The organism is Kribbella ginsengisoli, assembly GCF_039537185.1.
GTDB classification, from domain to species: Bacteria; Actinomycetota; Actinomycetes; order Propionibacteriales; family Kribbellaceae; genus Kribbella; species Kribbella koreensis.
On the sequence record NZ_BAABAA010000010.1, the window covers coordinates 53,360 to 76,693 of the forward strand.

24 protein-coding genes are annotated in these 23,334 nt (G+C 68.0%); 18 read left to right on the forward strand and 6 right to left on the reverse strand.

The genetic code is table 11. From position 1 onward, the window contains the following. Window positions 1–83 precede the first annotated feature (83 nt). The 3 genes from ABD768_RS30690 to ABD768_RS30700 are packed head-to-tail and all read left to right on the forward strand — an operon-like array spanning window position 84 to window position 3,654. Window positions 84–1,895, forward strand: coding sequence for a hypothetical protein (locus ABD768_RS30690; RefSeq protein WP_344846454.1), 1,812 nt, complete (start codon window positions 84–86; stop codon window positions 1,893–1,895). After that, the gene (locus tag ABD768_RS30695; RefSeq protein WP_343980289.1) at window positions 1,892–2,710 is read left to right on the forward strand and encodes an SDR family NAD(P)-dependent oxidoreductase; all 819 of its coding nucleotides are present in this window, start codon (window positions 1,892–1,894) and stop codon (window positions 2,708–2,710) included. Before ABD768_RS30690 ends, ABD768_RS30695 begins: the two co-directional genes overlap by 4 nt. 2 nt (window positions 2,711–2,712) lie before the next feature. Next, window positions 2,713–3,654 carry an alpha/beta fold hydrolase gene (locus tag ABD768_RS30700; protein ID WP_344846457.1) on the forward strand — a complete coding sequence of 314 codons (942 nt, stop codon included), beginning with the start codon at window positions 2,713–2,715 and terminating at the stop codon, window positions 3,652–3,654. An 18-nt stretch (window positions 3,655–3,672) separates the two neighbouring features. Here ABD768_RS30700 and ABD768_RS30705 read toward each other — a convergent pair whose 3' ends face one another. Beyond that, entirely contained in the window at window positions 3,673–4,071 is a 399-nt protein-coding gene (locus tag ABD768_RS30705) for a DUF6855 family protein (protein ID WP_344846459.1), read from the reverse strand. A 44-nt stretch (window positions 4,072–4,115) separates the two neighbouring features. On the opposite strand from ABD768_RS30705, the gene ABD768_RS30710 reads away from it, so the two are divergent. The 5 genes from ABD768_RS30710 (at window position 4,116) to ABD768_RS30730 (ending at window position 9,633) form a co-directional block, all read left to right on the forward strand. Continuing rightward, on the forward strand, window positions 4,116–5,261 hold the full coding sequence (locus ABD768_RS30710; RefSeq protein ID WP_344846461.1) for a CaiB/BaiF CoA transferase family protein: 1,146 nt from the start codon (window positions 4,116–4,118) through the stop codon (window positions 5,259–5,261). A gap of 487 nt (window positions 5,262–5,748) precedes the next feature. Next, window positions 5,749–7,284 (forward strand): sugar ABC transporter ATP-binding protein, encoded by a 1,536-nt coding sequence (locus tag ABD768_RS30715; RefSeq protein ID WP_343980298.1) that lies wholly within the window; start codon window positions 5,749–5,751, stop codon window positions 7,282–7,284. Between the two features lie 92 nt (window positions 7,285–7,376). After that, on the forward strand, window positions 7,377–7,883 hold the full coding sequence (locus ABD768_RS30720) for a hypothetical protein (RefSeq protein ID WP_344846463.1): 507 nt from the start codon (window positions 7,377–7,379) through the stop codon (window positions 7,881–7,883). Then, the gene (locus ABD768_RS30725; RefSeq protein WP_344846465.1) at window positions 7,838–8,602 is read left to right on the forward strand and encodes an ABC transporter permease; all 765 of its coding nucleotides are present in this window, start codon (window positions 7,838–7,840) and stop codon (window positions 8,600–8,602) included. The genes ABD768_RS30720 and ABD768_RS30725 overlap by 46 nt, the downstream gene beginning before the upstream one ends. A gap of 23 nt (window positions 8,603–8,625) precedes the next feature. Next, the gene (locus ABD768_RS30730) at window positions 8,626–9,633 is read left to right on the forward strand and encodes a substrate-binding domain-containing protein (RefSeq protein ID WP_344846467.1); all 1,008 of its coding nucleotides are present in this window, start codon (window positions 8,626–8,628) and stop codon (window positions 9,631–9,633) included. A gap of 101 nt (window positions 9,634–9,734) precedes the next feature. Here the strand turns inward: ABD768_RS30730 and ABD768_RS30735 are convergent, their stop codons facing one another. Continuing rightward, window positions 9,735–10,730 carry a LacI family DNA-binding transcriptional regulator gene (locus ABD768_RS30735; protein WP_343980305.1) on the reverse strand — a complete coding sequence of 332 codons (996 nt, stop codon included), beginning with the start codon at window positions 10,728–10,730 and terminating at the stop codon, window positions 9,735–9,737. A gap of 128 nt (window positions 10,731–10,858) precedes the next feature. On the opposite strand from ABD768_RS30735, the gene ABD768_RS30740 reads away from it, so the two are divergent. Genes ABD768_RS30740 through ABD768_RS30750 form a run of 3 tightly spaced genes read left to right on the forward strand, consistent with a single transcriptional unit; the run spans window position 10,859 to window position 13,272 of the window. Then, on the forward strand, window positions 10,859–12,295 hold the full coding sequence (locus tag ABD768_RS30740) for an NAD-dependent malic enzyme (RefSeq protein ID WP_343980307.1): 1,437 nt from the start codon (window positions 10,859–10,861) through the stop codon (window positions 12,293–12,295). A 10-nt stretch (window positions 12,296–12,305) separates the two neighbouring features. Continuing rightward, window positions 12,306–12,707: a VanZ family protein gene (locus ABD768_RS30745; RefSeq protein ID WP_344846470.1), complete on the forward strand. Its 402-nt coding sequence runs from the start codon at window positions 12,306–12,308 to the stop codon at window positions 12,705–12,707. Between the two features lie 7 nt (window positions 12,708–12,714). Next, window positions 12,715–13,272: a YqgE/AlgH family protein gene (locus ABD768_RS30750; protein WP_343980313.1), complete on the forward strand. Its 558-nt coding sequence runs from the start codon at window positions 12,715–12,717 to the stop codon at window positions 13,270–13,272. A 24-nt stretch (window positions 13,273–13,296) separates the two neighbouring features. On the opposite strand, the gene ABD768_RS30755 is transcribed toward ABD768_RS30750, so the two are convergent. After that, complete coding sequence (locus ABD768_RS30755) at window positions 13,297–13,557, reverse strand: DUF3039 domain-containing protein (RefSeq protein ID WP_343980315.1); 261 nt, start codon at window positions 13,555–13,557, stop codon at window positions 13,297–13,299. A gap of 139 nt (window positions 13,558–13,696) precedes the next feature. On the opposite strand from ABD768_RS30755, the gene ABD768_RS30760 reads away from it, so the two are divergent. Both ABD768_RS30760 and ABD768_RS30765 read left to right on the forward strand, forming a co-directional pair. After that, a complete protein-coding gene (locus tag ABD768_RS30760; protein WP_344846473.1) occupies window positions 13,697–14,284 on the forward strand; it encodes a Uma2 family endonuclease in 588 nt (195 codons plus the stop codon). 51 nt (window positions 14,285–14,335) lie between these two features. Further along, window positions 14,336–16,132 carry a DEAD/DEAH box helicase gene (locus tag ABD768_RS30765; RefSeq protein ID WP_343980320.1) on the forward strand — a complete coding sequence of 599 codons (1,797 nt, stop codon included), beginning with the start codon at window positions 14,336–14,338 and terminating at the stop codon, window positions 16,130–16,132. Here ABD768_RS30765 and ABD768_RS30770 read toward each other — a convergent pair whose 3' ends face one another. After that, complete coding sequence (locus ABD768_RS30770; protein WP_344846475.1) at window positions 16,133–16,984, reverse strand: helix-turn-helix transcriptional regulator; 852 nt, start codon at window positions 16,982–16,984, stop codon at window positions 16,133–16,135. 101 nt (window positions 16,985–17,085) lie between these two features. Between ABD768_RS30770 and ABD768_RS30775 the strand changes: the two genes are divergently transcribed. Together ABD768_RS30775 and ABD768_RS30780 are read left to right on the forward strand one after the other, a co-directional pair. Then, the gene (locus ABD768_RS30775) at window positions 17,086–17,808 is read left to right on the forward strand and encodes an SDR family oxidoreductase (RefSeq protein ID WP_343980326.1); all 723 of its coding nucleotides are present in this window, start codon (window positions 17,086–17,088) and stop codon (window positions 17,806–17,808) included. 69 nt (window positions 17,809–17,877) lie between these two features. Beyond that, window positions 17,878–19,113: an MFS transporter gene (locus ABD768_RS30780; protein WP_343980329.1), complete on the forward strand. Its 1,236-nt coding sequence runs from the start codon at window positions 17,878–17,880 to the stop codon at window positions 19,111–19,113. 2 nt (window positions 19,114–19,115) lie between these two features. Here ABD768_RS30780 and ABD768_RS30785 read toward each other — a convergent pair whose 3' ends face one another. After that, entirely contained in the window at window positions 19,116–19,850 is a 735-nt protein-coding gene (locus ABD768_RS30785; RefSeq protein ID WP_344846478.1) for a hypothetical protein, read from the reverse strand. 55 nt (window positions 19,851–19,905) lie between these two features. On the opposite strand from ABD768_RS30785, the gene ABD768_RS30790 reads away from it, so the two are divergent. After that, window positions 19,906–20,550 carry an IclR family transcriptional regulator gene (locus ABD768_RS30790; protein WP_343980335.1) on the forward strand — a complete coding sequence of 215 codons (645 nt, stop codon included), beginning with the start codon at window positions 19,906–19,908 and terminating at the stop codon, window positions 20,548–20,550. A gap of 238 nt (window positions 20,551–20,788) precedes the next feature. Here the strand turns inward: ABD768_RS30790 and ABD768_RS30795 are convergent, their stop codons facing one another. Then, on the reverse strand, window positions 20,789–21,262 hold the full coding sequence (locus ABD768_RS30795) for an Lrp/AsnC family transcriptional regulator (RefSeq protein WP_328320444.1): 474 nt from the start codon (window positions 21,260–21,262) through the stop codon (window positions 20,789–20,791). 167 nt (window positions 21,263–21,429) lie between these two features. On the opposite strand from ABD768_RS30795, the gene hppD reads away from it, so the two are divergent. Together hppD and ABD768_RS30805 are read left to right on the forward strand one after the other, a co-directional pair. Further along, entirely contained in the window at window positions 21,430–22,632 is a 1,203-nt protein-coding gene (gene hppD, locus ABD768_RS30800) for a 4-hydroxyphenylpyruvate dioxygenase (protein ID WP_343980339.1), read from the forward strand. A gap of 223 nt (window positions 22,633–22,855) precedes the next feature. After that, window positions 22,856–23,326 carry a hypothetical protein gene (locus tag ABD768_RS30805; protein ID WP_343980342.1) on the forward strand — a complete coding sequence of 157 codons (471 nt, stop codon included), beginning with the start codon at window positions 22,856–22,858 and terminating at the stop codon, window positions 23,324–23,326. Window positions 23,327–23,334: the final 8 nt, after the last annotated feature.

Genomic DNA, 23,334 nt, shown 5'->3' on the forward strand with positions numbered 1-23,334 from the left:
TCCTCCCACCTTGACAGTCTCCCAGATTACACGTTACATAGCTTATGTAACATTGCCTCTGGCGTATGTCGAAGGAGCTCCCCATGACGGTCCCTCTGGCGGCCACCACCGGAACCGCGTCATTCGGCCAGATCGCGATCGTCACCGGGCTGGTCTCGCTGATGTACCTCGCACTCGCCGTGCTGCTGTGGCGGGAACGCACCGGCCGGGTGACGCTGGTAGGGCGCCTCGCGGACACCATCGGGAGACTGGACGGAGTCCCCCGATGGGCTGCGCTGACGCCGTACCTGCACGCCGTCTCGCTGCTCGCCTGCGCCTTCGGGGTCTGGTGGGACATCGCGGTGCACATCGACCGCGGCCGCGACACCGGCCCGTTCGGTACGCCGGCGCACTACCCGATCTTCTTCGGCATCCTCGGCGTGATCATCTCCGGCGTCCTGCCGATCGCCTTGGCCCGCAAGCCGTTGCCGGCCCGGACGATCAAGCTGACCAAGGGCTGGCGGATCCCGTGCAGCGCGGCGCTGGTGACGGTGTGCGGCACGTTCGCCTTGGTCGGCTTCCCGCTCGACGACGTCTGGCACCGATTGTTCGGTGAGGACGTCACGCTCTGGGGGCCGACGCACCTGCTGATGATCGGCGGTGTGGTCTTCTCGATCTTCGCCCGGCTGCTCGCTTCGGCCGAGGTCGAGCAACTGGCCGGTCTCAACTGGCGCCGGCGGGCGCAGGAGATCATCGCGGTCGGCGCTCTGCTGATCGCGTGGGACCTGTTCAGCACCGAGTTCAACTACGGGGTACCGCAGTTTCCGTTGATCTTGCAGCCGATTCTGATCGTCTTCGGGTCGACGCTGGCCTTCACTTTGCTGCGGGCGCGGCGCGGGCCCTTCGTGACGTTCGGCGCGCTCGCGACGTACCTGGTGATTCGCGGCGGGATTGCCTGGGCGGTGGATCAGCCGCTGGGCGAGATCCTCGGTCACTTCCCGCTGCTGATCGCCGAGGCGGTACTGGTCGAGCTCGCGGCGTTTGCTCTGGGCAACAAGAACCGGTTCCGGCTGGGACTCGTCTCGGGTGCGCTGATCGGCACGGTCGGCGTGGTTGTGGAGTACGGGTGGTCGCAGGTGTGGATGCCGATTCACTGGCCCGCCTCGATGCTTCCGCCGGCTCTTGGCTTCGGCTTGGTGACCGGTCTTGGTGCTGGGCTTCTCGGGGCATGGCTGGCTACCCGGTACGCCGAGGTGGCGGGCGAGGTGCGGATGACTCCGCCGGTGCGGTTGACGCATCAGCTCGGGGCGGTCGGGCTGGTCGTGGTACTGGCAGCGCTCTTCTTCTGCGTACCTCGGTCGGCCGACCCTGGGGTGAGCGCGACGGTGTCGCTGGAGCCGGCGTCGATCGGGTCGGAGCCGACGGCGTACGTGACGGTCTCGATGAATCCGGTCGACGCTGCGGACGGGGCGCGGTGGTTCGAGGCGCTGGCCTGGCAGGGTGGCGGGTCGATGACGCACGCGATGGAGAAGGTTGCTGACGGCACCTACCGGTCGACCGAGCCGCTGCCGATGTACGGCAAGTGGAAGTCGATGATCCGGCTGCATCAAGGGGCGCGGGACATGGTCGCGATGTGGGTCTACGCGCCGGAGGACCTGAAGATCGAGAAGCCGGCCGAGCAGGTGTCGAACGGGCAGACGGTCGAGTTCATCGGGGAGCAGCAGACGTTGCGGCGGGAGGAGCGGACCGACGTACCGCGGTGGATGTGGAACGGCGGGTATGCGTTGCTCGCCGTCGTCGGGTCGCTGGAGATCGCCGGGATCGCTTGGCTGGTCGGGCGTGGAGCTCGCGGTGGGCGCCTGCGGGCTGCGCACCTGGAGGCTCAGGGGTCGCGGCGTGAGCGGGAGTCCGCGTGAGTGGGCGGGCTGGGTTGCGGAAGGGTGCCTGGGATCTGCGCGGGAAGAAGGCGCTGGTCACGGGTGCGGCTGGGGCTTTCGGGTCGGCGACTGTCGAGCAGTTGCGGGCTCGGGGTGCTTCGGTTGTCGGGCTCGATCTGCAGAAGAGTGATGACGTCATCGAGTGTGATCTGACGCAGGCGGATCAGATTCCGGGGGCCGTGGCCGAGGCGGTTGAGCGGCTCGGCGGGTTGGACCTGTTGATCAACAATGCGGGCATCGGCGTACCGGCACTCGCCGGGGAAGTGCCGGATGCCGTTGCCCGCAAGGTGATCGAGGTCAATCTCTTCGCCGGCTGGGGTGTCACCGCGGCGGCTTTGCCGGTACTCCGCGCCGCCCGTGGCCGGGTGATCTTCGTGTCCTCCGGGCTGGCGTACGTGACGCTGCCGTTGGCGGCGTCGTACCTGGTCTCCAAGCGGGCGATCGACACGTACGCGGACGCGCTGCGGATCGAGAACGGCCGGGCGATCGATGTGAGCGTCATCTACCCGGGCTATGTGCCGACTCCGATCCACGACGCCTCTCTTGCGCGCGGCGTCGACCTCGGGTTGTTCCTTCCGGCCGAGACCGTCGCGCAGGTGGTCGGCACGATCGTCTCGGTCGCCGGGGCTGCGCGTCCGCCGCGCAACCGGGCGTCGACCAGGTCGACGGGGCTGGCGGTCGGGTTCGCCCGGCATCTGCCGTCGGTGGCGGATCGGGTGGTCCGGTGGCGGACGAATTCGCAGCGCCGCAAGGGCGGGCTGGGCGAGTGGACAGACAAACTGGGGAAGATATGACGATGCAGGCAGAACGATCTGATGAAGTCTCCACCGAGGTGGTTACTCCCGATGGAGTGCGCCTGCACGTCGAGACAACAGGATCGGCTGCGGCGCCGGTGACGGTGCTGTTGGCGCATGGGTGGACTTGTTCTACTCGGAGTTGGCATCACCAGTTGGGTGGGCTGCCTCGGGTGCTGGGCGCCGGCGGCGTACGGGTGGTCGCCTATGACCATCGCGGGCATGGGGCGTCGGACGTTGCGCCGGCCGGTACCGCGCGGATCTCGCAGTTGGCTGAGGATCTGGCGTTCGTGCTCGACGAGGTGGTCGGGGATGGGCCGGTGGTTTATGCCGGGCACTCGATGGGCGGGATGACGTTGATGGCGCTGGCCGAGACGCGGCCGGAGTTGTTCGGGACGCGGATTGCGGCGGCGGCTCTGGTCGGGACGTCGTCGGGGCAGCTGGCTTCGCGGGCCTTCGGGTTGCCGGCGCGATTCGATGCATCTGCCGCGCTGCTCGCGCCGCGGGCGGTACACCTGGCGGGTGCGCGGGTTGAGCGGCGGGCTTCGGTAGTACCGGCTCCCTGGCGGCAAGGACTGTCAGCGGCGGCTCGTCGGCCTGCGTTGCGGCAGTTGGCGTTCGGGAAGCATGTGGATCCGGCCGAGGTGGACATCCTGCTGGCGGACATGGCGCGGCTGCCTGGTCCGTCGCTGGGCGGGTTCTTCGAGGAGATCGTCCGGCACGACCGCGGGCACGCGCTGAAGGTGCTCGACCAGATCCCGGTCGAGATCATGCACGGCACCCGCGACCGCCTGATCGGACCACGCCACGCCAACCGGATGGCGCAACTGTTACCGTCCGCCCGCCTCTGGATGTACCCCGGCGCCGGCCACATGCTCATGCAGGAACGGCCGCGCGATGTGACCCAACGCCTGGCGTCGCTGGTGCGGAAGGTCCGCGTTTAAACGGCCCGGGTCCGCGGTCTAGAGGGCTCGCATCCGATTGTTGCGGGCGTTGTGCTCGACCTCCGCAAGCCCGAGCGCCTCCAGTAGCGGCGGCACGTAGTTCGCGAACCGCCCACGGAAGCCCTTCTTCAACCCGTACCACCCACCCACCGGGTTGTCCTCCGCGCGAGCCCAAGCCTCCACCGTCCCCGGCGCCGCCGGCTTCTGCTCATCCGCATTGCCCAGCAACATCCAGTCCCCGTGCTTCTTCAGCATCTCGTGCAGATCCTCGATGCATCGCGCCTGATAACTGAGCCTGGTGCTGCCCACCTGACACACCAGTACGTCGTCATCCCGATACATCTCGTACTGCGACCCGCCGGGCGGCGTACTCAACACCCACGGATCGTCCTTCGTCCCCGTTCCAGTGAACGCCATCACAACCCCCTCGGTTCATTGCAGGCTACGCCTAGGGTGAGGAGGTGCAGAACCTCTTGTCTGACCTGGTGGTCGTCGATCTGACTCGTGCGTTGTCGGGTCCCCATGCGGCGATGATGCTGGGGGATCTGGGGGCGCGGGTGATCAAGGTGGAGACTCCGGACGGTGGGGACGACAGCCGGGGCTGGGGGCCGCCGTTCGTGGAGGGGGAGTCGACGTACTTCCTGTCGGCCAACCGGAACAAGGAGTCGGTGACCGCGGATCTGAAGTCGGCGGAGGGCAAGGAGTTCCTGAGCCGGCTGGTGCGGAAGGCCGATGTGTTGCTGGAGAACTTCCGGCCGGGGGTGCTGGACCGGCTCGGGTTCTCGGTCGAGCGGTTGCATGAGTTGAATCCGCGGTTGGTGATCTTGTCGATCACCGGGTTCGGGCACGACGGGCCGGAGGGTGGGCGGGCCGGGTACGACCAGATCGCTCAGGGGGAGGGCGGGCTGATGAGCATCACGGGTGAGGTGGAGCCGACCAAGACCGGCGTACCGATCGCTGATCTGCTGGCGGGGATGTACGGGGCGTATGGGGTGCTGGCCGCGCTGCACGAGCGGAATGTCACTGGGCTTGGGCGGGTGGTTCGTACTTCGTTGTTGGCGTCGGTGGTTGGGGTTCATGCGTTCCACGGGACGAAGTGGACGGTCGCGGGGGAGCTGCCTGAGCGGGTCGGCAATCATCACGCGCAGATCGCGCCGTACGGGATGTATCGCACCAAGGACGACATCGTGCAGGTGGCGGTCGGGAGTGAGTCGCAGTGGCGGACCTTCGCGCCGCTGGTCGGGCTGGATGCTTCGGATGAGCGCTTCGCCACCAATCCACTGCGGGTGGCGCATCGCGATGAGTTGACCGCCGCGATCGAGGCGGCCTTCAGCGCGGCGCCGGCTGATGAGTGGTTGCGCGGTTTGGCTGAGGCGGGGATCCCGGCCGGGAAGGTGCGCGACTTCCAGCAGGTCTACGAGTGGGAGCAGACGATTTCGCAGGGATTGCTGATCGACGTCGAGCACCCGACCCTCGGGTCCATCCAACTCCCCGGCCCACCGCTCCGCTTCGACGATAACCCGTACGCCGGCGCGCGCGAGACCAACCTGCCGCCACCTCGCCTCGGCGAGCACGACGAGTCCGTCCGCGCCTGGCTGGACGAGTAGCCTCCCACTCCCCAACCGCGCCACCCCCCTTCGATGGCGAGCCGACATCACGCGGGCCCGCACCTCAAGCGGCGACCGTGAACACCAAGCGGCGACCTTGAACATGAAGCGGCGACCTTGAACACGTTATTGCCTGTTCATGGTCGCCGTTGCGTGTCCGAACCCACATGTGGCGGGCTTGCGCAGGGAGTGGCGACCTTGAACACCAAGCGGTGGGCTTGAACACGTTATTGCTTGTTCAAGCCCGCCGTTGGGTGTTCAAGGTGCCAACGTCGGTGCGTCGGTGCGTCGGTGCGTCGGTGCGCCGGATACGCCGGATGCGGCGGGTGCGGCGGGTGCGGCGGGGCGGTCGGGGTGGGTTTCGGGGTGGGTGGAAAGGCTGCCAATCGGTGCCGATGGGGGCCTAGGGTCGGTGAAGGGTTGACGGTGCGCGGCGTGCGGGTCTAGCGTCCGGGAAATCGATTACTCGCTCGATCGCGGAGGTGCCATGCCACAGGCCGCGGCCCTGGTCCGGATGACCCGGATCGGGAAGCGCTACGGCGGCGTACAGGCCTGTCGTGAGGTCGACTTCACCCTCGGCGCGGGTGAGGTGCACGCGCTGCTCGGGGAGAACGGTGCCGGCAAGAGCACGCTGATGAAGATCCTGTCCGGCGACGTCACCGGGTACGACGGGCAGATCGAGATCAACGGCTCCCCGGTCTCCTTCAACGGCCCGACCGACGCGCAGGCCGCCGGGATCGCGATGATCCACCAAGAACTCGATCTGGTGCCGGGGCTGTCCGTCGCGGACAACATCTTCCTCGGGCGGGAACTCCGTACTCCGCTCCGCACGGTCGACCGCCGGCGGATGGAACGCGAAGCCCGCACGCTGCTGATCCGCAGCGGAGTCGCCCTCGACCCGCGCCGCCCGGTCGGCGAACTGCGCGTCGGCGAGCAGCAACTCGTCACGATCGCGAAGGCGATCTCGCTCGACGCGCGGGTGCTGATCATGGACGAGCCGACCTCCGCGCTGACGACGTCCGAGGTCGAGCGGCTGTTCGTGGTGATCCGCGAACTCCGTCGCAGCGGGGTCGGGATCGTCTACATCTCGCACCGGATGGAGGAGATCGCCCAGGTCGCCGACCGCGCGACGGTGCTGCGCAACGGGCAGAACGTGGCGAGCTTCGACCCGCGATCGCTGACCACGGCGGAGGTGGTCGAGGCGATGGTCGGGCGGCCGGTGCAGACGATGTTCACGACGCCGGACGTGGCGACGGGGGATGAGTTGCTCCGAGTCGAAGATCTTGTACTGACCCCGCGGCGGCCGCGTCCGGGGCGGCGTGATCCGGCGGGGATCTCGCTGAGCGTCCGGGCCGGCGAGATCGTCGGGCTGGCGGGGTTGCTCGGCTCCGGTCGTACCGAGTTGCTCGAGACTCTGTACGGCGTTGCGCCGGGTGGGTCGCGGTCGGGGCGGATCGTGTTGCAGGGCAAGGAGATCCGGCCTTCCGGTCCGCGCGCTGCGTTGCGGCGGGGGATCGGGTTCGTGCCGGAGGATCGGCGGGTTTCGGGGTTGGTGTTGTTCCACTCGATCCTCGCCAACACGGTGGTCTCGAGCCTTCCGGCGTACGGGCGGTTGGGGGTGATCGCGCGCCGGATGGAGCGGGCCGCGTCGGTGCGGATGGCCGACCGGCTGCGGTTGAAGTACGGGAGGTTGCAGGACGAGGTCGGCACTCTGTCCGGCGGCAACCAGCAGAAGGTCGTCTTCGGCCGCATGCTCCTCACCAACCCGCAACTCCTGCTGTTGGACGAGCCGACCCGAGGGGTGGACATCAACGCCAAATCCGAGATCTACCGCCTCCTGGGTGAGCTCGCAGCCCAAGGCATCGGTGTCCTCCTCGCCTCCTCGGAACTCCCCGAACTAGTAGGAGTCTGCGACCGAGTAGTAGTCCTCCGAGACGGCCGCGACGTCGCCTCCTTCACCACCACCAACTCCACCGAAGGAGACCTCTTGGCCGCCGCCATGGGAGAAGGAGCCCTCCAATGACCAACCCCCAGGACGCCCCAACACCGTCCTCCGCGCAGCGGCCGGCCGACCAACTGGCGTCGGCTGACGCCGCCGGGCGGACAGCGGCTGACGTGCCTGCGGCTCAGGCCGGTGCGGAGCAGCCGGAAGACGCGGTGGCGTCGGCGGGTGCCGCCGCTCAGTATCCGGTGGTCGAGGCTGCATCAGCCGAGGCCGCTGTGGAGCAGCCGGATGGTCGTTCGGCGGACGGGCCTTCGGCCACTGCGCCTTCCCTCTCCTCGACCAGCGCTTCTACCCGTGCTGCTTCCAGCTCCACCGCCGTCGGCGTCGGAACGGCGCCGACGGCGGTTGCGGAGAAGTCTGGTGGCGTCGTGGCGACCATGTTCCGCTTTCAAAGTGTCTTTGGATTGTTGGCGGTGTTTGTCGCGGCGATCATTTTCTCGCCGAGGCGGGATGGGGAGATTCTCTTTGTCAGTGCGGACAATCTGGCCAATGTGGTCAGGGCTGTTTCGGAGATCGGGATCATCGCGGTCGGGATGACGTTCGTGATTCTGATCGGGGGATCGATCTGTCGGTGGGGGCCGTGCTCGGGCTGGCGGCGGTCGGGTCGGCGGTGCTGATGGTGGAGAGTGACTGGGGGTTTCTGCCGTCTGTTGTGGTGGTGCTGGCGATCGGGCTGGTGTTCGGGGCGTTGCAGGGGATGGCGACGGCGATGATCGGGATCCAGTCGTTCATCGTCACGCTGGCGGGGCTGCAGATAGCGCGTGGATTGGCGCGGATCTGGTCCGATGGCCAGGGGGTGGCGATTGCCTATGGCAACGGTCCGCACGAGGCGCCGGATTCTTTCGCGATTCTCGGGGAGAGGACCTTCGGTGGGTTGGTGCCGATTCCGGTGCTGATCTTCGCGGTTGTCGCGATCGCGGCGGTCGTTTTCCTGCGGGTCAGCGCGTTCTCGAGACATCTGTACGCGGTCGGCGGCAACGAGAAGGCCGCGCGGCTGTCCGGCGTACCGGTGATCCGGGTCAAGATCGCCGTCTTCGCGATCTGCGGACTGCTCGCCTCGCTGGCCGGGATCGTGCACGCCGTCCAGCTCAACCAGGGCAGCCCGAACGACGGCATCGGCTACGAGCTCGATGCGATCGCCGCCGTCGTGATCGGTGGCACCAGCCTGGCGGGTGGGCGCGGCTCGGTCGCGGGGACCGTGGCCGGCGCGTTGCTGCTCGGAGTACTGAACAACATCCTCGCCCTGAACAACATCGACTCCAACATCCAACTGCTGATCAAGGGACTCGTGATCGTCGCCGCGGCCGCGCTGCAACGCCTCCGTCCCGCCTCCTGAAGCACCAAGTGAAAGGGCTCGTCATGCGCAATCTGAAAGCACCGCTGGCCGCCGCGGCCGTCGCCGCCCTCGTCCTGGCCGGCTGTGGCACCACCAACGACCGGACCTCCGACAAGCCGCAGGCAGGCGCCTCGAAGCAGTGCAAAGGGGCTGATGGCAAGTATGTGATCGGGATGAGCCAGGCCAACGTCGCCGAGCCGTACCGGCAGCGGATGGACGACGACATCAAGGCCGCGGCCAAGGACGTGCCGCAGTTCGACGTGAAGTTCGCCGACGCCGCCCAGGACAACGCCAAGCAGGTCGCGGACGTCGAGAACTACCTCACCCAGCAGATCGACCTGCTGATCATCAGCCCGAACGAGGCCAAGCCGCTGACCGCCGTGGTGAAGAAGGCCTACGACAAGGGCATCCCGGTACTGGTCCTGGACCGCAAGGTCGAGGGTGACGCGTACACCGGCTTCATCGGCGGCGACAACGTCGAGATCGGCACCGAGGCCGGCAAGTACGTCGCCGAGAAGCTCCTCCCACAAGGCGGCAACCTGGTCGAGCTCAAGGGCCTGGCCGGCGCGACCCCACAGGCCGAACGCCACCAGGGCTTCGTCGACGCGATCAAGGCGAACCCGAAGATCAAGATCGTCGCCGACGCCAGCGGCGACTGGCTGCGGGAGAAGGGCCAGGCGCAGATGGACGCGCTGCTGAAGGCCAATCCGAAGATCGACCTCGTCTACGCCCACAACGACCCGATGGCCGAGGGCGCCTACCTGGCGGCGAAGGCGGTGCACCGCGAGAAGGAGATGAAGTTCATCGGCATCGACGCGCTGCCGATCCCGTCCGGCGGCATCAAGGCGGTCGAGGAGGGCCGGCTCTCGGCCACCTTCACCTACCCGACCAACGGCAAGGAAGCGATCGCCGCGGCCAAGAAGATCCTCGTCGACTGCGGCACGATCGAGAAGACGCAGACCCTGAAGACCCGCCTGATCGACAAGGACAACGCGGCGAGCATCTACGCCGAGGAGAACCCGACCGGCTGACCATTTCGGGGGTTGACCCCCGACCTTGTGGGTTGCCACCCCGGAATCTCGGGGGGCAACCCCTCACTTCGGTGGTCAACCCCTGAAATGGGGCGGGGTGGTCAGCCGCGGTGGGAGCTGCCGCGTTCGATCAGGCGGGCGGCGAGGGTGGTCGTGGTGGTCGGCCGGGTGTTGTCGCCGATTCTGGCCAGCAACAGCCGGGCGGCCACCGTACCGATCTCGTACGCCGGTTGCGCGACAACCGTCAGCGGCGGATCGACCAGCTCGGCCCAGGGAGCGTCGTCGAACGCAACGATCCCGACCTGCTTGCCCGGTCGGATGCCGTGCTCCTGCAGGGCTTGCAGTACACCGACCGCCATCGCGCTGTTCGCGACCAGCAACGCGTCCGGCGGCTCGGCCTGGTCGAGCAACTCCTGCGCCGCCCGATGCGCACCAGCAGCCTTGTACTCCGTCCGCCGCACCAACTTCGTCGTACTGCGAAGCCGCCGGCTCTTCAACGCGTCCCGATACCCCGCCAGCCGGTCATCCGCAGTACGAACCCCGGCCGGGCCGGTGATACACCCGATCCGTTGATAGCCCTGGTCTATCAAGTGAGCCGTCGCCTCCCGCGCTGCCAGCCGGGTGTCGACGAGGACGACGTCGCTCGACTGCCCGGGCAACGGCCGATCGACCGCCACGAAGGCGGTTCCGCGTTTGGTGAGCTTCTCGACGCTGGTCGTCGGACCGGACGGGGAGAGGATGACGCCGGCCACCCGTTCCTGGAGGGCGACGTCGATGTAGCGGTTCTCCTTCTCGGCGTTCTCGTCGGAGTTGCAGAGCACGACCGAGTAGCCGACCTCGTGCGCGACGTCCTCGACGCCCCGGGCGATCGCGGTGAAGAAGGGGTTCTCGACGTCGGAGATGATCAGCGCGACGACGGCGGCCTCCTGACGGCGCAGGTTCCGGGCCGGGCCGTTGGGTTGGTAACCGAGTTCCTCGGCGGCCCGGCGTACGCGCAGAACCAGGTCGGGATCGACCGTGGACTTGCCGTTCAGGGCGCGCGAGACGGTCGCCGTGGAGACGCCGGCCTTGGCCGCGACCTCGCTGATCGTCGCCATCCGCGCCCTCCCGTACTTGCGTCAGAGGGCTCAGCGTAGCGGGCGGGTAATGGATTACCCAGCCGTTCGCCGTGCACTTTAAGAACAGAACCTCCGGACCTGACCAGTGACATGAGAGGATCACCCGCGTGACTGCCTTGCCGAGCGTTTCCTACTCCATCACCGTCCGCCTCGAGGTCCCCGCCGGTGGCTCCACGGTGAGCAAACTGACCACCGCGGTCGAGCAGGCCGGCGGCCTCGTCACCGCCCTCGACGTGACCGCCTCCGGCCACGAGCGGCTGCGGATCGACGTGACGTGTGCCGCCGCCGACACCGAGCACGCCGGCCGGCTGGTCGAGGCGATGCGGGCCGTACCGGGCGTCGAGATCGGCCGGGTCTCCGACCGGACCTTCCTGATGCACCTCGGCGGCAAGATCTCGATGGAGGCCAAGCACCCGATCCGCAACCGCGACGACCTCTCGATGATCTACACCCCGGGTGTCGCCCGGGTCTGCCTGGCGATCGCGGCCAACCCCGAGGACGCCCGCCGGCTGACCATCAAGCGCAACACCGTCGCGGTCGTCACCGACGGATCGGCCGTCCTCGGCCTGGGCAACATCGGCCCGGAGGCCGCGCTGCCGGTGATGGAGGGCAAGGCCGCGCTGTTCAAGCGCTTCGCCGGCATCGACGCCTGGCCGCTGTGCCTGGACACCCAGGACACCGAGGCGATCATCGCCGTGGTCAAGGCGATCGCGCCGGGCTTCGCCGGGATCAACCTGGAGGACATCTCCGCGCCGCGCTGCTTCGAGATCGAGGCCCGGCTGCGCGAGGAGCTCGACATCCCGGTCTTCCACGACGACCAGCACGGGACGGCGGTCGTCGTCCTGGCCGCGCTGTTCAACGCGCTGCGGGTGGTCAACAAGGACATCAGCGAGGTCCGGGTCGTGCTGTCGGGCGCGGGTGCGGCCGGTACTGCGATCCTCAAGCTGCTGATCGAGGCAGGCGTCAAGGACGCGATCGTCGCCGACATCGCCGGCGTCATCCACACCGAGCGCGACGGGCTGTCACCGGAGCTGCGCTGGATCGCGGAGAACACCAACGCCGCGAAGTACAGCGGCGACCTGAAGGGCGCGCTGGCCGGTGCCGACGTGTTCATCGGGGTCTCGGCGCCGAACATCCTGAACGGTGCCGACATCGCCACGATGAACAAGGACTCGATCGTCTTCGCGCTGGCCAACCCCGACCCCGAGGTCGACCCGGCGGCCGCGCACGAGCACGCGGCCGTGGTCGCGACCGGGCGCAGCGACTTCCCGAACCAGATCAACAATGTGCTGGTCTTCCCGGGCGTCTTCCGCGGCCTGCTCGACGCGCAGTCGTCGAAGGTGTCGATCCAGACCGAGCTGGCGGCCGCGAAGGCGCTGGCCAGCGTGGTCACCGACGACGAGCTGAACGCCGACTACATCGTGCCGAGCGTCTTCCACCCGGAGGTGCACACGCGGGTGGCGCACGCCGTCCGCGACGCGGCCGGTGGCAAGGCGCCGGCCGCGGAGCTGTTCCCGGACGACTCCCCGGGCGCGCTGATTTGAGTCATTTGCTTTGATTGACTCCATCTCTACTTCAACTGAGGTCCGTACGTCCTCCCGTACCACGTGGTTGTGGCGGGTCGCCTTCGTGGTGGCCTGCGGCATCCACCTGTACGGGGTGTACTCGCCGCACCAGGCCGCGTCCAGCGTCGACTTCCCGTATTCGGACAAGCTCGCGCATCTGTTCCTGTTCGGGTCGGTCGCGTACTTCGGGCTGCGGGCCGGCGTACCGGCTCGGTATCTGTTGCCGGTGGTTGCCGCCAACGCGGTGATCAGCGAGATCGTGCAGTACTACTGGCTGCCGTTCCGGTCCGGGGATCCGTTCGACTCGGTCGCGGACCTGTGCGGGCTGGCTGTGGGTGCGTGGCTCGGGTTCCGCGCCATCCGTACGCAAAAGTTGCCGAGCACGACATGATGGGTGCATGACGGCCACGACCCTGACCGGCTCGCTGCTGGTGGCTACCCCGTTGCTCGACGAGCCGCCGTTTCGGCGGTCGGTGATCCTGCTGCTGGATCATGACGAGGACGGTGCGCTGGGCGTCGTGGTGAACCGGGCCGCGGACCTCGAGGTCGACCGGGTACTGGCCGACTGGTCGGAGACGGTGAGCGAGCCCGGCGTGCTCTTCATGGGCGGGCCGGTGGGGACGGACAGCGCCCTCGCGGTCGCCGAGGTGATCGAGTCGGCCGACCCGCCGGGATGGCGGGAGTGCTTCGGCCGGATCGGGTTGATCGATCTCGACGTACCGCCGGCGCTGCTGGAGGGCGCCATCCAGCGAATGCGGATCTTCGCCGGGTACGCCGGCTGGTCGAGCGGACAGCTGGAGGGGGAGATCACGGAGGGCGCCTGGTACGTCGTACCGTCCGAGCCCGACGACGTCTTCAGCCTGCAGCCCGAGGGTCTGTGGCGCCGCGTCCTGCGGCGCCAGCACGACGAGATGGCCTACCTGGCCACCTACCCCGACGACCCGACCCAGAACTGACTGCGCCTTCTGGGCCTTGGGTGGCTACTCCTTGTCGTCGTCGCCCGGGTTGAGCGACTCCCAGATCTCCTTGCACTCCGGACAGACCGGAAACTTCTGCGGGTCGCGACTCGGCACCCACACCTTGCCGCACAACGCGACCACCGGCGTCCCCATCACCATCGCCTCGGTCAGCTTGTCCTTCGGCACATAGTGCGAGAACCGCTCATGATCACCCTCGTCCAGCGACGGCTTGGTCCGCTCGTCGATGACCGTCTCGGCGCCCGGGCTCAACTGAGTACTCATAGCCGCAAGTGTAGGTCGCCACGCCGACCGACGCCCGCAGTTCGTCCACAGCGAACTTCCTGAACTGCCCTGTGGACAACCGGTAAGGCCGGGGGCAGATCACTGCACTTTGTAGATGTGACGACTACAAGGAGGCACCATGGCACTCATGGAAACGGAACCGGGTCCGGACTACCCGCCTTCGTGGCAACCGCCCTGGCGCTCGTCCGGACCACTGACCCGGGACGATCTCGATCGGATGCCCAATGACGGGCATCGCTACGAGCTGATCGATGGCGTGCTCATCATGACGCCGGCGCCTACGATCCGGCATCAGGATGTCGTGGTCAACCTGCTGGTAAAGCTCAAGTCTGCCTGTCCGTCGGACCTGAAGGTACTGGTGGCGCCGACCGATGTCGTGATCAGCCAGGACACTGTGATGCAGCCAGATCTGCTGGTTGCGAGACGAGAGGACTTCACCGAGCGGGACCTCCCGACGGCGCCCCTGCTCGCGGTCGAGGTGCTGTCGCCGAGCACGCGCCGGGTCGACCTGATGCTGAAATTCTCTCGGCTCGAGGCGGCCGGGTGCCCGGCGTACTGGGTGGTGGATCCCGACACGCCGGAGCTGATCGCGTGGGAGCTGCGGGACGGGACATATGCGCAGGTGGCGAAGGCCACCGGGGACGAGATCGCCCGGTTGACGGTGCCGTTCGAAGTGAGTGTCGTGCCTGCCGATCTGACCTTGTGAGGGATCTCGGGTAACGTTCCTGTACGGCCGACAGTCGACTATCGGGGGAGTATGCCGTCCGTGGATTCGCACGTGCCAGCAGCACCAGCCGTGCTACCTCCGGCCTATCCGGACCGCGCCGCGTGGGGAACTGCGAGCAAGCTGCGGGCCTGGCAGGCGGAGGCGCTTCAGCTCTATCTGGACAAGCAGCCGAAGGACTTCCTGGCGGTCGCGACGCCGGGCGCCGGTAAGACGACGTTCGCGCTGACCGTCGCCGCCGAGCTGCTGCAGCGCAGGGTGATCGACCGGATCACGGTGGTGACGCCGACCGAGCACCTGAAGGTCCAGTGGGCCGAGGCGGCCGACCGGGCCGGGATCGCCATCGACCCGACGTTCGCCGGGGGCAAGGGCCGGACGAACAAGGACTTCCAGGGCGTCGCGGTCACGTACGCCGGTGTCGCGGTGAACCCGCTCGCCTTCCGGGTCCGGACCGAGAAGTTCCGCACCCTGGTCATCCTCGACGAGGTGCACCACGGTGGTGACGCGCTCAGCTGGGGTGAGGGCATCCGGGAGGCGTTCGACCCGGCCACCCGTCGGCTGGCGTTGACCGGTACGCCGTTCCGCAGCGACGACAACCCGATCCCGTTCGTCACGTACGAGCACGGGCACGATGGCGCTGCGCGGAGTCGGGCGGACTACGTCTACGGCTATGGTCACGCGCTGCGCGACCACGTCGTACGGCCGGTCATCTTCATGTCGTACTCCGGGGAGATGCGCTGGCGCACCAAGGCCGGTGACGAGGTCGCGGCGCGACTGGGTGAGCCGCTGACGAAGGATCTGACCGCGCAGGCATTGCGAACCGCGCTGGACCCGACTGGCGAGTGGATGCCCGCAGTACTGGCTGCTGCTGACAAGCGGCTGACCGAAGTACGGCGGCACATGCCGGATGCAGGCGGGCTGGTCATCTCTGGTGATCAGAACACGGCTCGCGCCTACGCGAAGGTGCTGCGCGAGCTGACCGGCGAGGCGCCGACCGTCGTGCTGTCCGACGAGAAGGCGGCGAGCAAGAAGATCCAGACCTTCTCGGCCGGCGAGCAGCGGTGGATGGTCGCGGTCCGGATGGTGAGCGAAGGCGTCGACGTGCCGCGGCTGGCGGTCGGGGTCTACGCGACGCCGACCTCGACGCCGCTGTTCTTCGCGCAGGCGATCGGGCGGTTCGTACGGGCGCGCAAGCGGGGTGAGACGGCGTCGGTGTTCGTGCCGTCGGTGACCCGGTTGCTGAGCTTCGCGGCCGAGATGGAGGTCGAGCGGGATCACGTGCTCGGCCGGAAGAACTCCGCCGAGGACGGCGACATCTTCGCCCTCGAGGACGACCTGCTGAAGAAGGCGAACGAGGCCGAGGGCGCGAGCGACGACCTGGACGCCAAGTTCGAGGCGCTGGGGTCGGATGCGAGCTTCGACCGGGTGGTCTTCGACGGTGGCGACTACGGGATGGGTGGCGATCTCGGCTCGGACGAGGAGCTGGACTTCCTCGGTCTGCCGGGGTTGCTCGAGCCAGACCAGGTCCGCGAACTGCTGAACAAGCGGCAGGCGAAGTCGCTGGCCCAGGAGAAGCGGCGCGGCAAGTCCACCACCCGCGACGAGCCGACCCCGGTCGAGCTGGCCACGCACGAGCAGGTGGCTCTCCTGCGCCGCGAACTCAACGGCCTGGTCGCCGCCTGGCACCACCGCACCGGCCAGCCCCACGGCGTCATCCACAACGACCTCCGCCGCAAACTGGGCGGCCCCGCCGCCGCCCACGCCTCGTCCACAGAGCTGAAAGACCGGATAGAACTGATCCGGGACTGGGCCACCCAACGCCGAGCCTGACTACCCCGCCGGCCGGCTGGTGAGGGACTGGGTGCCTACTACTTCCAGTAGGCGAATGGCCTGGGCGGAGGGGGAGCCGGGGGCGGTGGTGTAGAGGATTACTCGCTGGTCGCGGTCGGGGATGACGAGGACTTCGCAGGTTACGTCGATCTGGCCGACGGTGGGGTGGTGGATGGTCTGGCACATGGATTGCTGGCTGGCGACCTCGTGGCGGGACCAGAGCTGGGCGAACTCGGTGCTGCCTGACAGCAGGTCCTCGACCAGGTGGGCTGTCGACGGGTCGTCGGGGTAGCGGCTGGTTGCGGCTCGTAGGTCCGCGGCTGCTTCGCGGGCGAACTGTACTGTCTGCGACTCGCCGAAGCGGTCTTGCTGGCGTGAGCCGGACAGGAAGCGCAGGCGCAGGAGATTGCGGTCGCGGGCTGGGATGGCGGAGAAGTCCGCGATCAGCGCCGCGGCCAGTGGGTTCCAGGCCAGTACGTCGTACTTCGCATCCAGCACCAACCCCGGGATGTCGAGCCTCGCCAGCATCCGCAGTACGCCGGGACGCACCTCAACGGCCGGCCCCGGCGGCGGCCCCGGCTGCTCCCCGGCCAGCCGGAACAGATGCGCCCGCTCGTCGTCGGAGAGCCGCAACGCGCGGGCCAAGCCGGTCAGTACCGGCCGGGACGGTCGTGGACCACGGCCCTGCTCGAGGCGGGTGTAGTAGTCCGTCGACATCGTGGCGAGCGAAGCGACCTCCTCGCGCCGCAGGCCCGGAGTACGGCGCCGGAGTCCGGCCGGCAGGCCGACATCGTCCGGGCGCAGTCGCTCCCGGCGGATCCGGAGGAACTCCGCCAGCTGTGCCGTGTCCATGCCGCCAGCATCTCAAGCCCGCCGAAACCCAGCCAGGGACCGCCGATCCCAGGCTCGGCCCACTCTGCCGCGACCCGCCGTCCACGGCAAAGGTCGGAGGCATGAAAAAACTCGCACTCATCACCGGAGCCAACAAGGGAATCGGCAAGGAGATCGCCCGCCAGCTGGGCGAGGCCGGCTACCTCGTCCTGATCGGATCGCGAGACCTGGCTCGCGGCGAGGCAGCGGCCGGGGAACTCGTTGCCGACGGCCTCGATGCGGAGGCTGTCCAGCTGGAGGTCACCGATCCGGCGTCGGTCCGGCACGCGGCGGCCAGGATCGGCCAGGAGCACGGGCGGCTCGACGTACTGGTCAACAACGCCGCGATCATCCCCGACGGTGACGCGGGCGTGACCGAGGTCGCCGCCGGTCCGCTCCGCGCCGGTTTCGAGACCAACGTGATCGGCGTCGTCGACGTCACCACCGCGTTGCTCCCGGTACTACGCAACGCCACCGCCGCCCGGATCGTGAACCTGTCCACCTCGCTCGCGTCCTTCACCCAGGTCGGCGATCCCGAGTCGCCGATGTCGGCCATCCGGACACTCGGCTACAACTCGTCCAAGGCCGCGCTGAACATGGTCACCGTGATGCTCGCCAACGAACTCCGCGGCACCGGCATCCTGGTCAACGCCGCCGACCCCGGCAACTGCGCGACCGACATGGGCGGCTGGGACGCGGCTCGTACGCCGGCCGAGGGCGCGGCCGTCGCGGTCCGCCTCGCGACGCTCGGACCCGACGGCCCGACCGGCCAGGTCCACGACGAGAACGGCCGGCTGCCCTGGTGAAGGGTGTCAGGAGTGAAAGGGCTGTGCCCTGCTGTCGGGGGCCGTAGGTTGTGACATAGGTTCAGGGCTGTGGCTCGACTGTTGACCGATGTGCGTCCGCTCAAGGAGTCGGCGGATTTCCGGCGGTTGTGGGTCGGGTCGACGGTGTCGCAGTTGGGGCAGCAGATGACTGCGGTGACGGTTTCGATTCAGGTCTATGCGTTGACGCATTCGACCTTCGCGGTGGGGCTGGTCGGGCTTTTCGCGCTGGTGCCGCTGGTGGTTTTCGGGTTGTACGGCGGGGCGATGGCGGACGCGATCGATCGGCGTACGCTCGCGCTCGTCTCGTCGGGCGGGCTCTGGTTGTTGTCGATGGTGCTGGTGGCGCAGTCGGAGCTGCACTGGAATCAGGTGTGGGTCCTGTACGCCGTGGTCGCGGTGCAGTCGGCGTGTTTCGCGGTCAACAACCCGGCACGGTCCGCGATCATCCCGCGGCTCATCCGGCCTGAGCTTCTCCCGGCGGCCAACACGCTGAGCCAGGCCGCGTTCAACCTCGGCTTCACCGCCGGACCGTTGCTCGGGGCCGTGGTGATCGCGTGGCAGGGGTTCGGCGCGGCGTACCTGGTGGATGTCATCACCTTCACCGCCGCCCTCTACGCGCTGTTCCGGCTGCCTCCGGTACCACCGACGGGTCTGGTACGCCGGGCCGGCCTGCGCTCGGTCCTGGAGGGCTTCACGTTCCTCCGAGCCGCCCCGGCCCTGCTGGCGACCTTCCTCGCGGACATCTTCGCGATGGTGTTCGCGCAGCCGCGGGCCCTGTTCCCAGCCGTGGCGGGCGCGTTCTTCGCGGGCGGCGTACGGACTGTCGGGCTGCTGCAGGCCGCGCCGGCGATCGGGGCGCTCGTCGGGGTGCTGTTCTCCGGCTGGGTGAGCCGCGTCCGGCGGCAAGGGGTGGCGATCGTCGCGGCGATCACGGTCTATGCGGCGGCGGTCGGGCTGTTCGGGTTGTCGCGGACGATCTGGCTCGGCGTCGCGCTGCTCGCGTTGTCGGGGGCGGCGGACATGGTCAGTTCGGCGTACCGGAACACCGTCCTGCAATCAGCCGCCCCGGACGCGATGCGCGGCCGGCTCCAGGGGGTCTTCATCGTGGTCGTCGCGGGCGGCCCGAGGCTGGGCGACTTCGTGGCCGGTACTGCGGCCTCGCTCAGCACCCCGACGATCGCCCTGCTCGGCGGCGCCGCGGTCTGCATCACCGGCCTGCTCATCCTGCTCGCCACGAACCGGCCCTTCCGCCGGTACGACTCCCAGGTACGCGCCCTGCGCTGAACTCAGCCGCCGGTGGCGAGTTTCTTGAGGACTGTGCCCCAGGACGGGAGGTCGGGGTTGATGCGGGGGATCGGCTGGCCGCCGACGGTGACGACGGGGCGGTCGCCGACCGGTTTGTCGAGCTTGATCGGTACGACCTCGATCTGGCTGTCCGGCGGGCACGGCTCGGTGTCGTCGATCACCGCGGTGATCTTGTCGGCGGTCTCGATCACCTTAAGATCGTTCGAGCAGTTGAAGCCGACGCCGAACACCATCGCGACCTCGTCCGGCTTCGGCGGGTTCTGGATCCACTTCAGGTATGCCGGATGCTTGCCCTTCACCACCTGGTACCCGGCGACCGGCTGCTGCGACTTCTCCAGCACCTCGCCTTTGCCGTTGCTGAAGAACGCGCCGAAGATCTTGTTGACGCACGGGTCGCCGTCCTGCTTCGGATCGTCGGTCGCGCCCCACGCCTTGGCGGCCAGGTAGCAGCCGTTCGCCTCCCGGTTGAGCACGACGTTGAACCCGACCAGCCCGAGCGCGCCGATCACCAGCGCGCCGGCCAGCATCCGCCGGGAACGGATCTGCTTCGGGCCGAGCGGGGCCGGTTCCTCGGTCTCCTCGCCGCCGGGGAGCTGCTTGAACAGGCCCAGGATGCTGCTCGTCCACTGCGGATTGACCAGCGTCGGCACGGCGTACAGGAGGATCAGACCGACGCAGATGGCGATGGCGGGGAGCAGCGCCCAGTAATTTCGCACGGCAGCAAGATACGGGGACATCGGGCCGCGGGCCGAAAAAGGTTACGCTTCGGCTGTGCCCGCAGAGACGTCCCAGACACTCGACCGGGGGCTCACCGTCCTCGAGCTGCTGGCGGACGCCCCGGACGGCCTGTCGATCACCGAGCTGGCCGCCTCGCTGAACGTCTCCCGGACGGTCGTCTACCGCCTGGTCAACACGCTCGAACTGCACCGGCTGGTCCGCCGCGACAGCGAAGGCCGCGCCCGCCTCGGGCTCGCCGTCCTGCACTACTCGCGTCGCGTCCAGCCGACCCTGCGAGACGCTGCCTTGCCGGTACTACGCTCGCTCGCCGAAGACACCGGCGCGACGGCGCACCTGACCGTCGCCGACGGGGACGAGGCGCTCGCGATCGCGGTGATCGAACCGAGCTGGACCGACTTCCACGTCTCGTACCGGATGGGGTCGCGCCACGCCCTCGACCAGGGCGCGGCCGGCAAAGCAATCCTCGCCGGCCGCCGCAAGCCCGACCCGGCCGGCCGCCCCTTCGTCATCACAGCCGGCGAACTCCAGGCCGGCGCCCAAGGCGTCTCGTCGCCGGTCCTCGGCGTACCAGGCGTAGAAGCCTCCATCGGCGTCGTCGTCCTCGGCAAACTGGACCGAGACTTCGTAGGCCCCCGAGTAGCCCGAGCCGCGGTAGAAGTAGCCAAACGCCTCGCCTGACCCCACCCACACAACCTGCTCGTGAGGCTTCGCGGGCTGGATCTGCGGGGCTGGGAGATGTGTCCCGATCGACAGGACATAGTCGGTGTGGGGTGGGTGTTGGGTCGGCGGCTGAGCGTGGGCTGGGGGCGGATCGGTGACTATGTCCTGTCGATCGGGACATAGTCAGGGGTGCAACGGCTGACGGGCTTCGGGACCGGGGGTGCAGTCGGCCGACTTGGTGTTGGCGGCCGGCTGGTTAGGGGCGGGTGGCGGCGTGCAGGAGCGGTAGGACTCGGTGGGGGACTTGTTCTGCCAGGGCGATGACAGTGGAGGCTCGTTGGATGCCTCTGACGATGACTACCTGGTCTATTACTCGTTGGAGGTCCGCGTTGGAGCGGGCGACTATTCGGCACCAGAGGTCTTCGGCGCCGGTGATTGTGTAGACCTCCAGGACTTCGGGGATGGCCGCCAGCGCCGCGGCGACTGTGGTGTGGCCGGAGCCCTGTTCTATTTGGAGGGTGGCGAAGGCGGTGACGGGGTAGCCGATTTCGGTGGTGTCTACGTCGGGGCCCCAGCCTCGGACGACGCCGTCGCGGGAGAGGCGGTCGAGGCGGGCCTGGACTGTGCCCCGGGCTACGCCTAGGCGGCGGGAGGCTTCGAGGACGCCGACCCGGGGCTCGGCGGCGAACAGGTCGAGGATGCGGGCGTCCAGGGCGTCTACTCCGGCCATGCGATCCTCCAGGGTGAGGGCAAGGTGTGGTCAGGGTGACCAAATAGTCCAATAGAAGGCTGAGAATACTGGTCAGAGTGCTCAGTGAAAAACGGTTCTGTTGCGCAACCTGTCCTGGCCCGGCGAAGCTCAGCGGCAGCAAGCCGACACCGACCGGGAGGACCCCGATGACCAGCACCGACCTCACGCCGGCAGAGCTCGACGCCGATCTCGACCTCGACCAGTTGAAGCAGCTGGTCGGCCTGGTGCCGTACGACGAGAGCACCGACCCGTTCCCCGTCACCGCGATGGACGCCGTGGTGTTCGTGGTCGGCAACGCCACCCAGACCGCGAAGTACTACCAGCTTGCCTTCGGGATGGACCTGGTCGCCTACTCCGGCCCGGAGAACGGCAACAAGGACCACAAGGCGTTCGTACTCAAGGCAGGCTCCGCGCGTTTCGTCATCACCGGCGGTGTCACCCCCGACAGCCCGCTGAACGAGCACCACCGCAAGCACGGCGACGGCGTCGCGGACATCTCGCTCGAGGTGCCGGACGTCGACAAGTGCGTCAAGCACGCCCGCGCCCAGGGTGCGACGGTGCTCGAGGAGCCGCACGACGTCACCGACGAGCACGGTACGGTCCGCCGGGCCGCCATCGCGGCGTACGGCGACACCCGGCACTCGCTGATCGACCGGAGCAAGTACGACGGCCCGTACCTGCCGGGCTTCGTCGAGGCGAAGACCGCCGTGACCCGGCCGGAGGGGCACCCGAAGCGGCTGTTCCAGGCGGTGGACCACGTCGTCGGCAACGTCGAGCTCGGGCTGATGGACGAGTGGGTCACCTTCTACAACAAGGTGATGGGCTTCGTGAACATGGCGGAGTTCATCGGCGACGACATCGCCACCGACTACTCCGCGCTGATGAGCAAGGTGGTGGCCAACGGCAACCACCGGGTCAAGTTCCCGCTGAACGAGCCGGCCATCGCGAAGAAGAAGTCGCAGATCGACGAGTTCCTGGAGTTCTACGACGGCGCCGGGGCGCAGCACATCGCGCTGGCCACCAACGACATCCTGCGCACCGTCGACATCATGCGGGCCAACGGGGTGGAGTTCCTGAACACGCCGGACTCCTACTACGAGGACCCGGAACTGCGGGAGCGGATCGGCAACGTCCGGGCGCCGATCGAGGAGCTGCAGAAGCGCAAGATCCTGGTCGACCGCGACGAGGACGGCTACCTGCTGCAGATCTTCACCAAGCCGATCGGCGACCGCCCGACCGTCTTCTACGAGTTGATCGAGCGCCACGGCTCGCTCGGCTTCGGCAAGGGCAACTTCAAGGCGCTGTTCGAAGCAATTGAGCGAGAGCAAGAGCGTCGCGGCAACCTCTGAGAAAACACCCCTCGCTTCGCTCGGGGTGGTGGGGGAACTGGCCATCGAGCGCGAGCGCGAGGGTTTGATCTCTGTTTGATCTACCTACCGTGACACGCCCGCGACACACCGTTGCGGGCGTGTCTCAGTGTCCGACTATCGGATTGACTGTCAGGTCAGGTGAGGTTGGACTACTCTGCCCCATGAGTGCACGTCGGGGCGTGTGCTCAGGAAGGGTTTTCCGATGAAGACACTGGGCATTGTGCTCAGCACCGTGGGACTGGCCGGAGCGGGCGTATTCGCCCTGGCCACCTCAGCTCAGGCGGCGCCTGCCGCGAGCTGCAGCGGTGCGACATCCATCTCGTCCGCAAGCATCTTGCGCGACCACCGACCACCCACCTGGGGCACTGTCCGGCTCGTCCGGGACAGCTGTTCGCAGTACTGGGCCGAGATCACCATGAATCCGCGACTCACCGCGAACCAGCGGGCCAACGCCTACCTGGTGCAGTACGGCGGCAACAACTCCGGCCGCACGCTGTCGTGTGACAGCAGCGGTGGCAACGGCGCTGTCACGGCCGGGCAACGGACCTGCCGGACGCCGAAGGTGAAGTCCACCGACGGCGGCGTCACGTTCGTCGCGATCGCGCGCGAGTTCCACAACTACGGCAGCGGCTACGAGGAGATCTCGCAGAACGCGACCAGCAGGACCCGCTGAGCACCTGC

Excerpts from the sequence above, each read along its gene's own strand:
- ABD768_RS30795 (WP_328320444.1), bottom strand. The coding sequence starts at position 21,262 with ATGGCCGGAGTAGACGCCCTGGACGCCCGCATCCTCGACCTGTTCGCC.
- ABD768_RS30750 (WP_343980313.1), top strand. The coding sequence starts at position 12,715 with ATGACGGCCACGACCCTGACCGGCTCGCTGCTGGTGGCTACCCCGTTG.
- ABD768_RS30730 (WP_344846467.1), top strand. The coding sequence starts at position 8,626 with ATGCGCAATCTGAAAGCACCGCTGGCCGCCGCGGCCGTCGCCGCCCTC.
- ABD768_RS30690 (WP_344846454.1), top strand. The coding sequence starts at position 84 with ATGACGGTCCCTCTGGCGGCCACCACCGGAACCGCGTCATTCGGCCAG.
- ABD768_RS30755 (WP_343980315.1), bottom strand. The coding sequence starts at position 13,557 with ATGAGTACTCAGTTGAGCCCGGGCGCCGAGACGGTCATCGACGAGCGG.
- ABD768_RS30705 (WP_344846459.1), bottom strand. The coding sequence starts at position 4,071 with ATGGCGTTCACTGGAACGGGGACGAAGGACGATCCGTGGGTGTTGAGT.
- hppD (WP_343980339.1), top strand. The coding sequence starts at position 21,430 with ATGACCAGCACCGACCTCACGCCGGCAGAGCTCGACGCCGATCTCGAC.
- ABD768_RS30760 (WP_344846473.1), top strand. The coding sequence starts at position 13,697 with ATGGCACTCATGGAAACGGAACCGGGTCCGGACTACCCGCCTTCGTGG.
- ABD768_RS30765 (WP_343980320.1), top strand. The coding sequence starts at position 14,336 with ATGCCGTCCGTGGATTCGCACGTGCCAGCAGCACCAGCCGTGCTACCT.
- ABD768_RS30770 (WP_344846475.1), bottom strand. The coding sequence starts at position 16,984 with ATGGACACGGCACAGCTGGCGGAGTTCCTCCGGATCCGCCGGGAGCGA.
- ABD768_RS30735 (WP_343980305.1), bottom strand. The coding sequence starts at position 10,730 with ATGGCGACGATCAGCGAGGTCGCGGCCAAGGCCGGCGTCTCCACGGCG.
- ABD768_RS30715 (WP_343980298.1), top strand. The coding sequence starts at position 5,749 with ATGCCACAGGCCGCGGCCCTGGTCCGGATGACCCGGATCGGGAAGCGC.
- ABD768_RS30700 (WP_344846457.1), top strand. The coding sequence starts at position 2,713 with ATGCAGGCAGAACGATCTGATGAAGTCTCCACCGAGGTGGTTACTCCC.
- ABD768_RS30775 (WP_343980326.1), top strand. The coding sequence starts at position 17,086 with ATGAAAAAACTCGCACTCATCACCGGAGCCAACAAGGGAATCGGCAAG.
- ABD768_RS30805 (WP_343980342.1), top strand. The coding sequence starts at position 22,856 with ATGAAGACACTGGGCATTGTGCTCAGCACCGTGGGACTGGCCGGAGCG.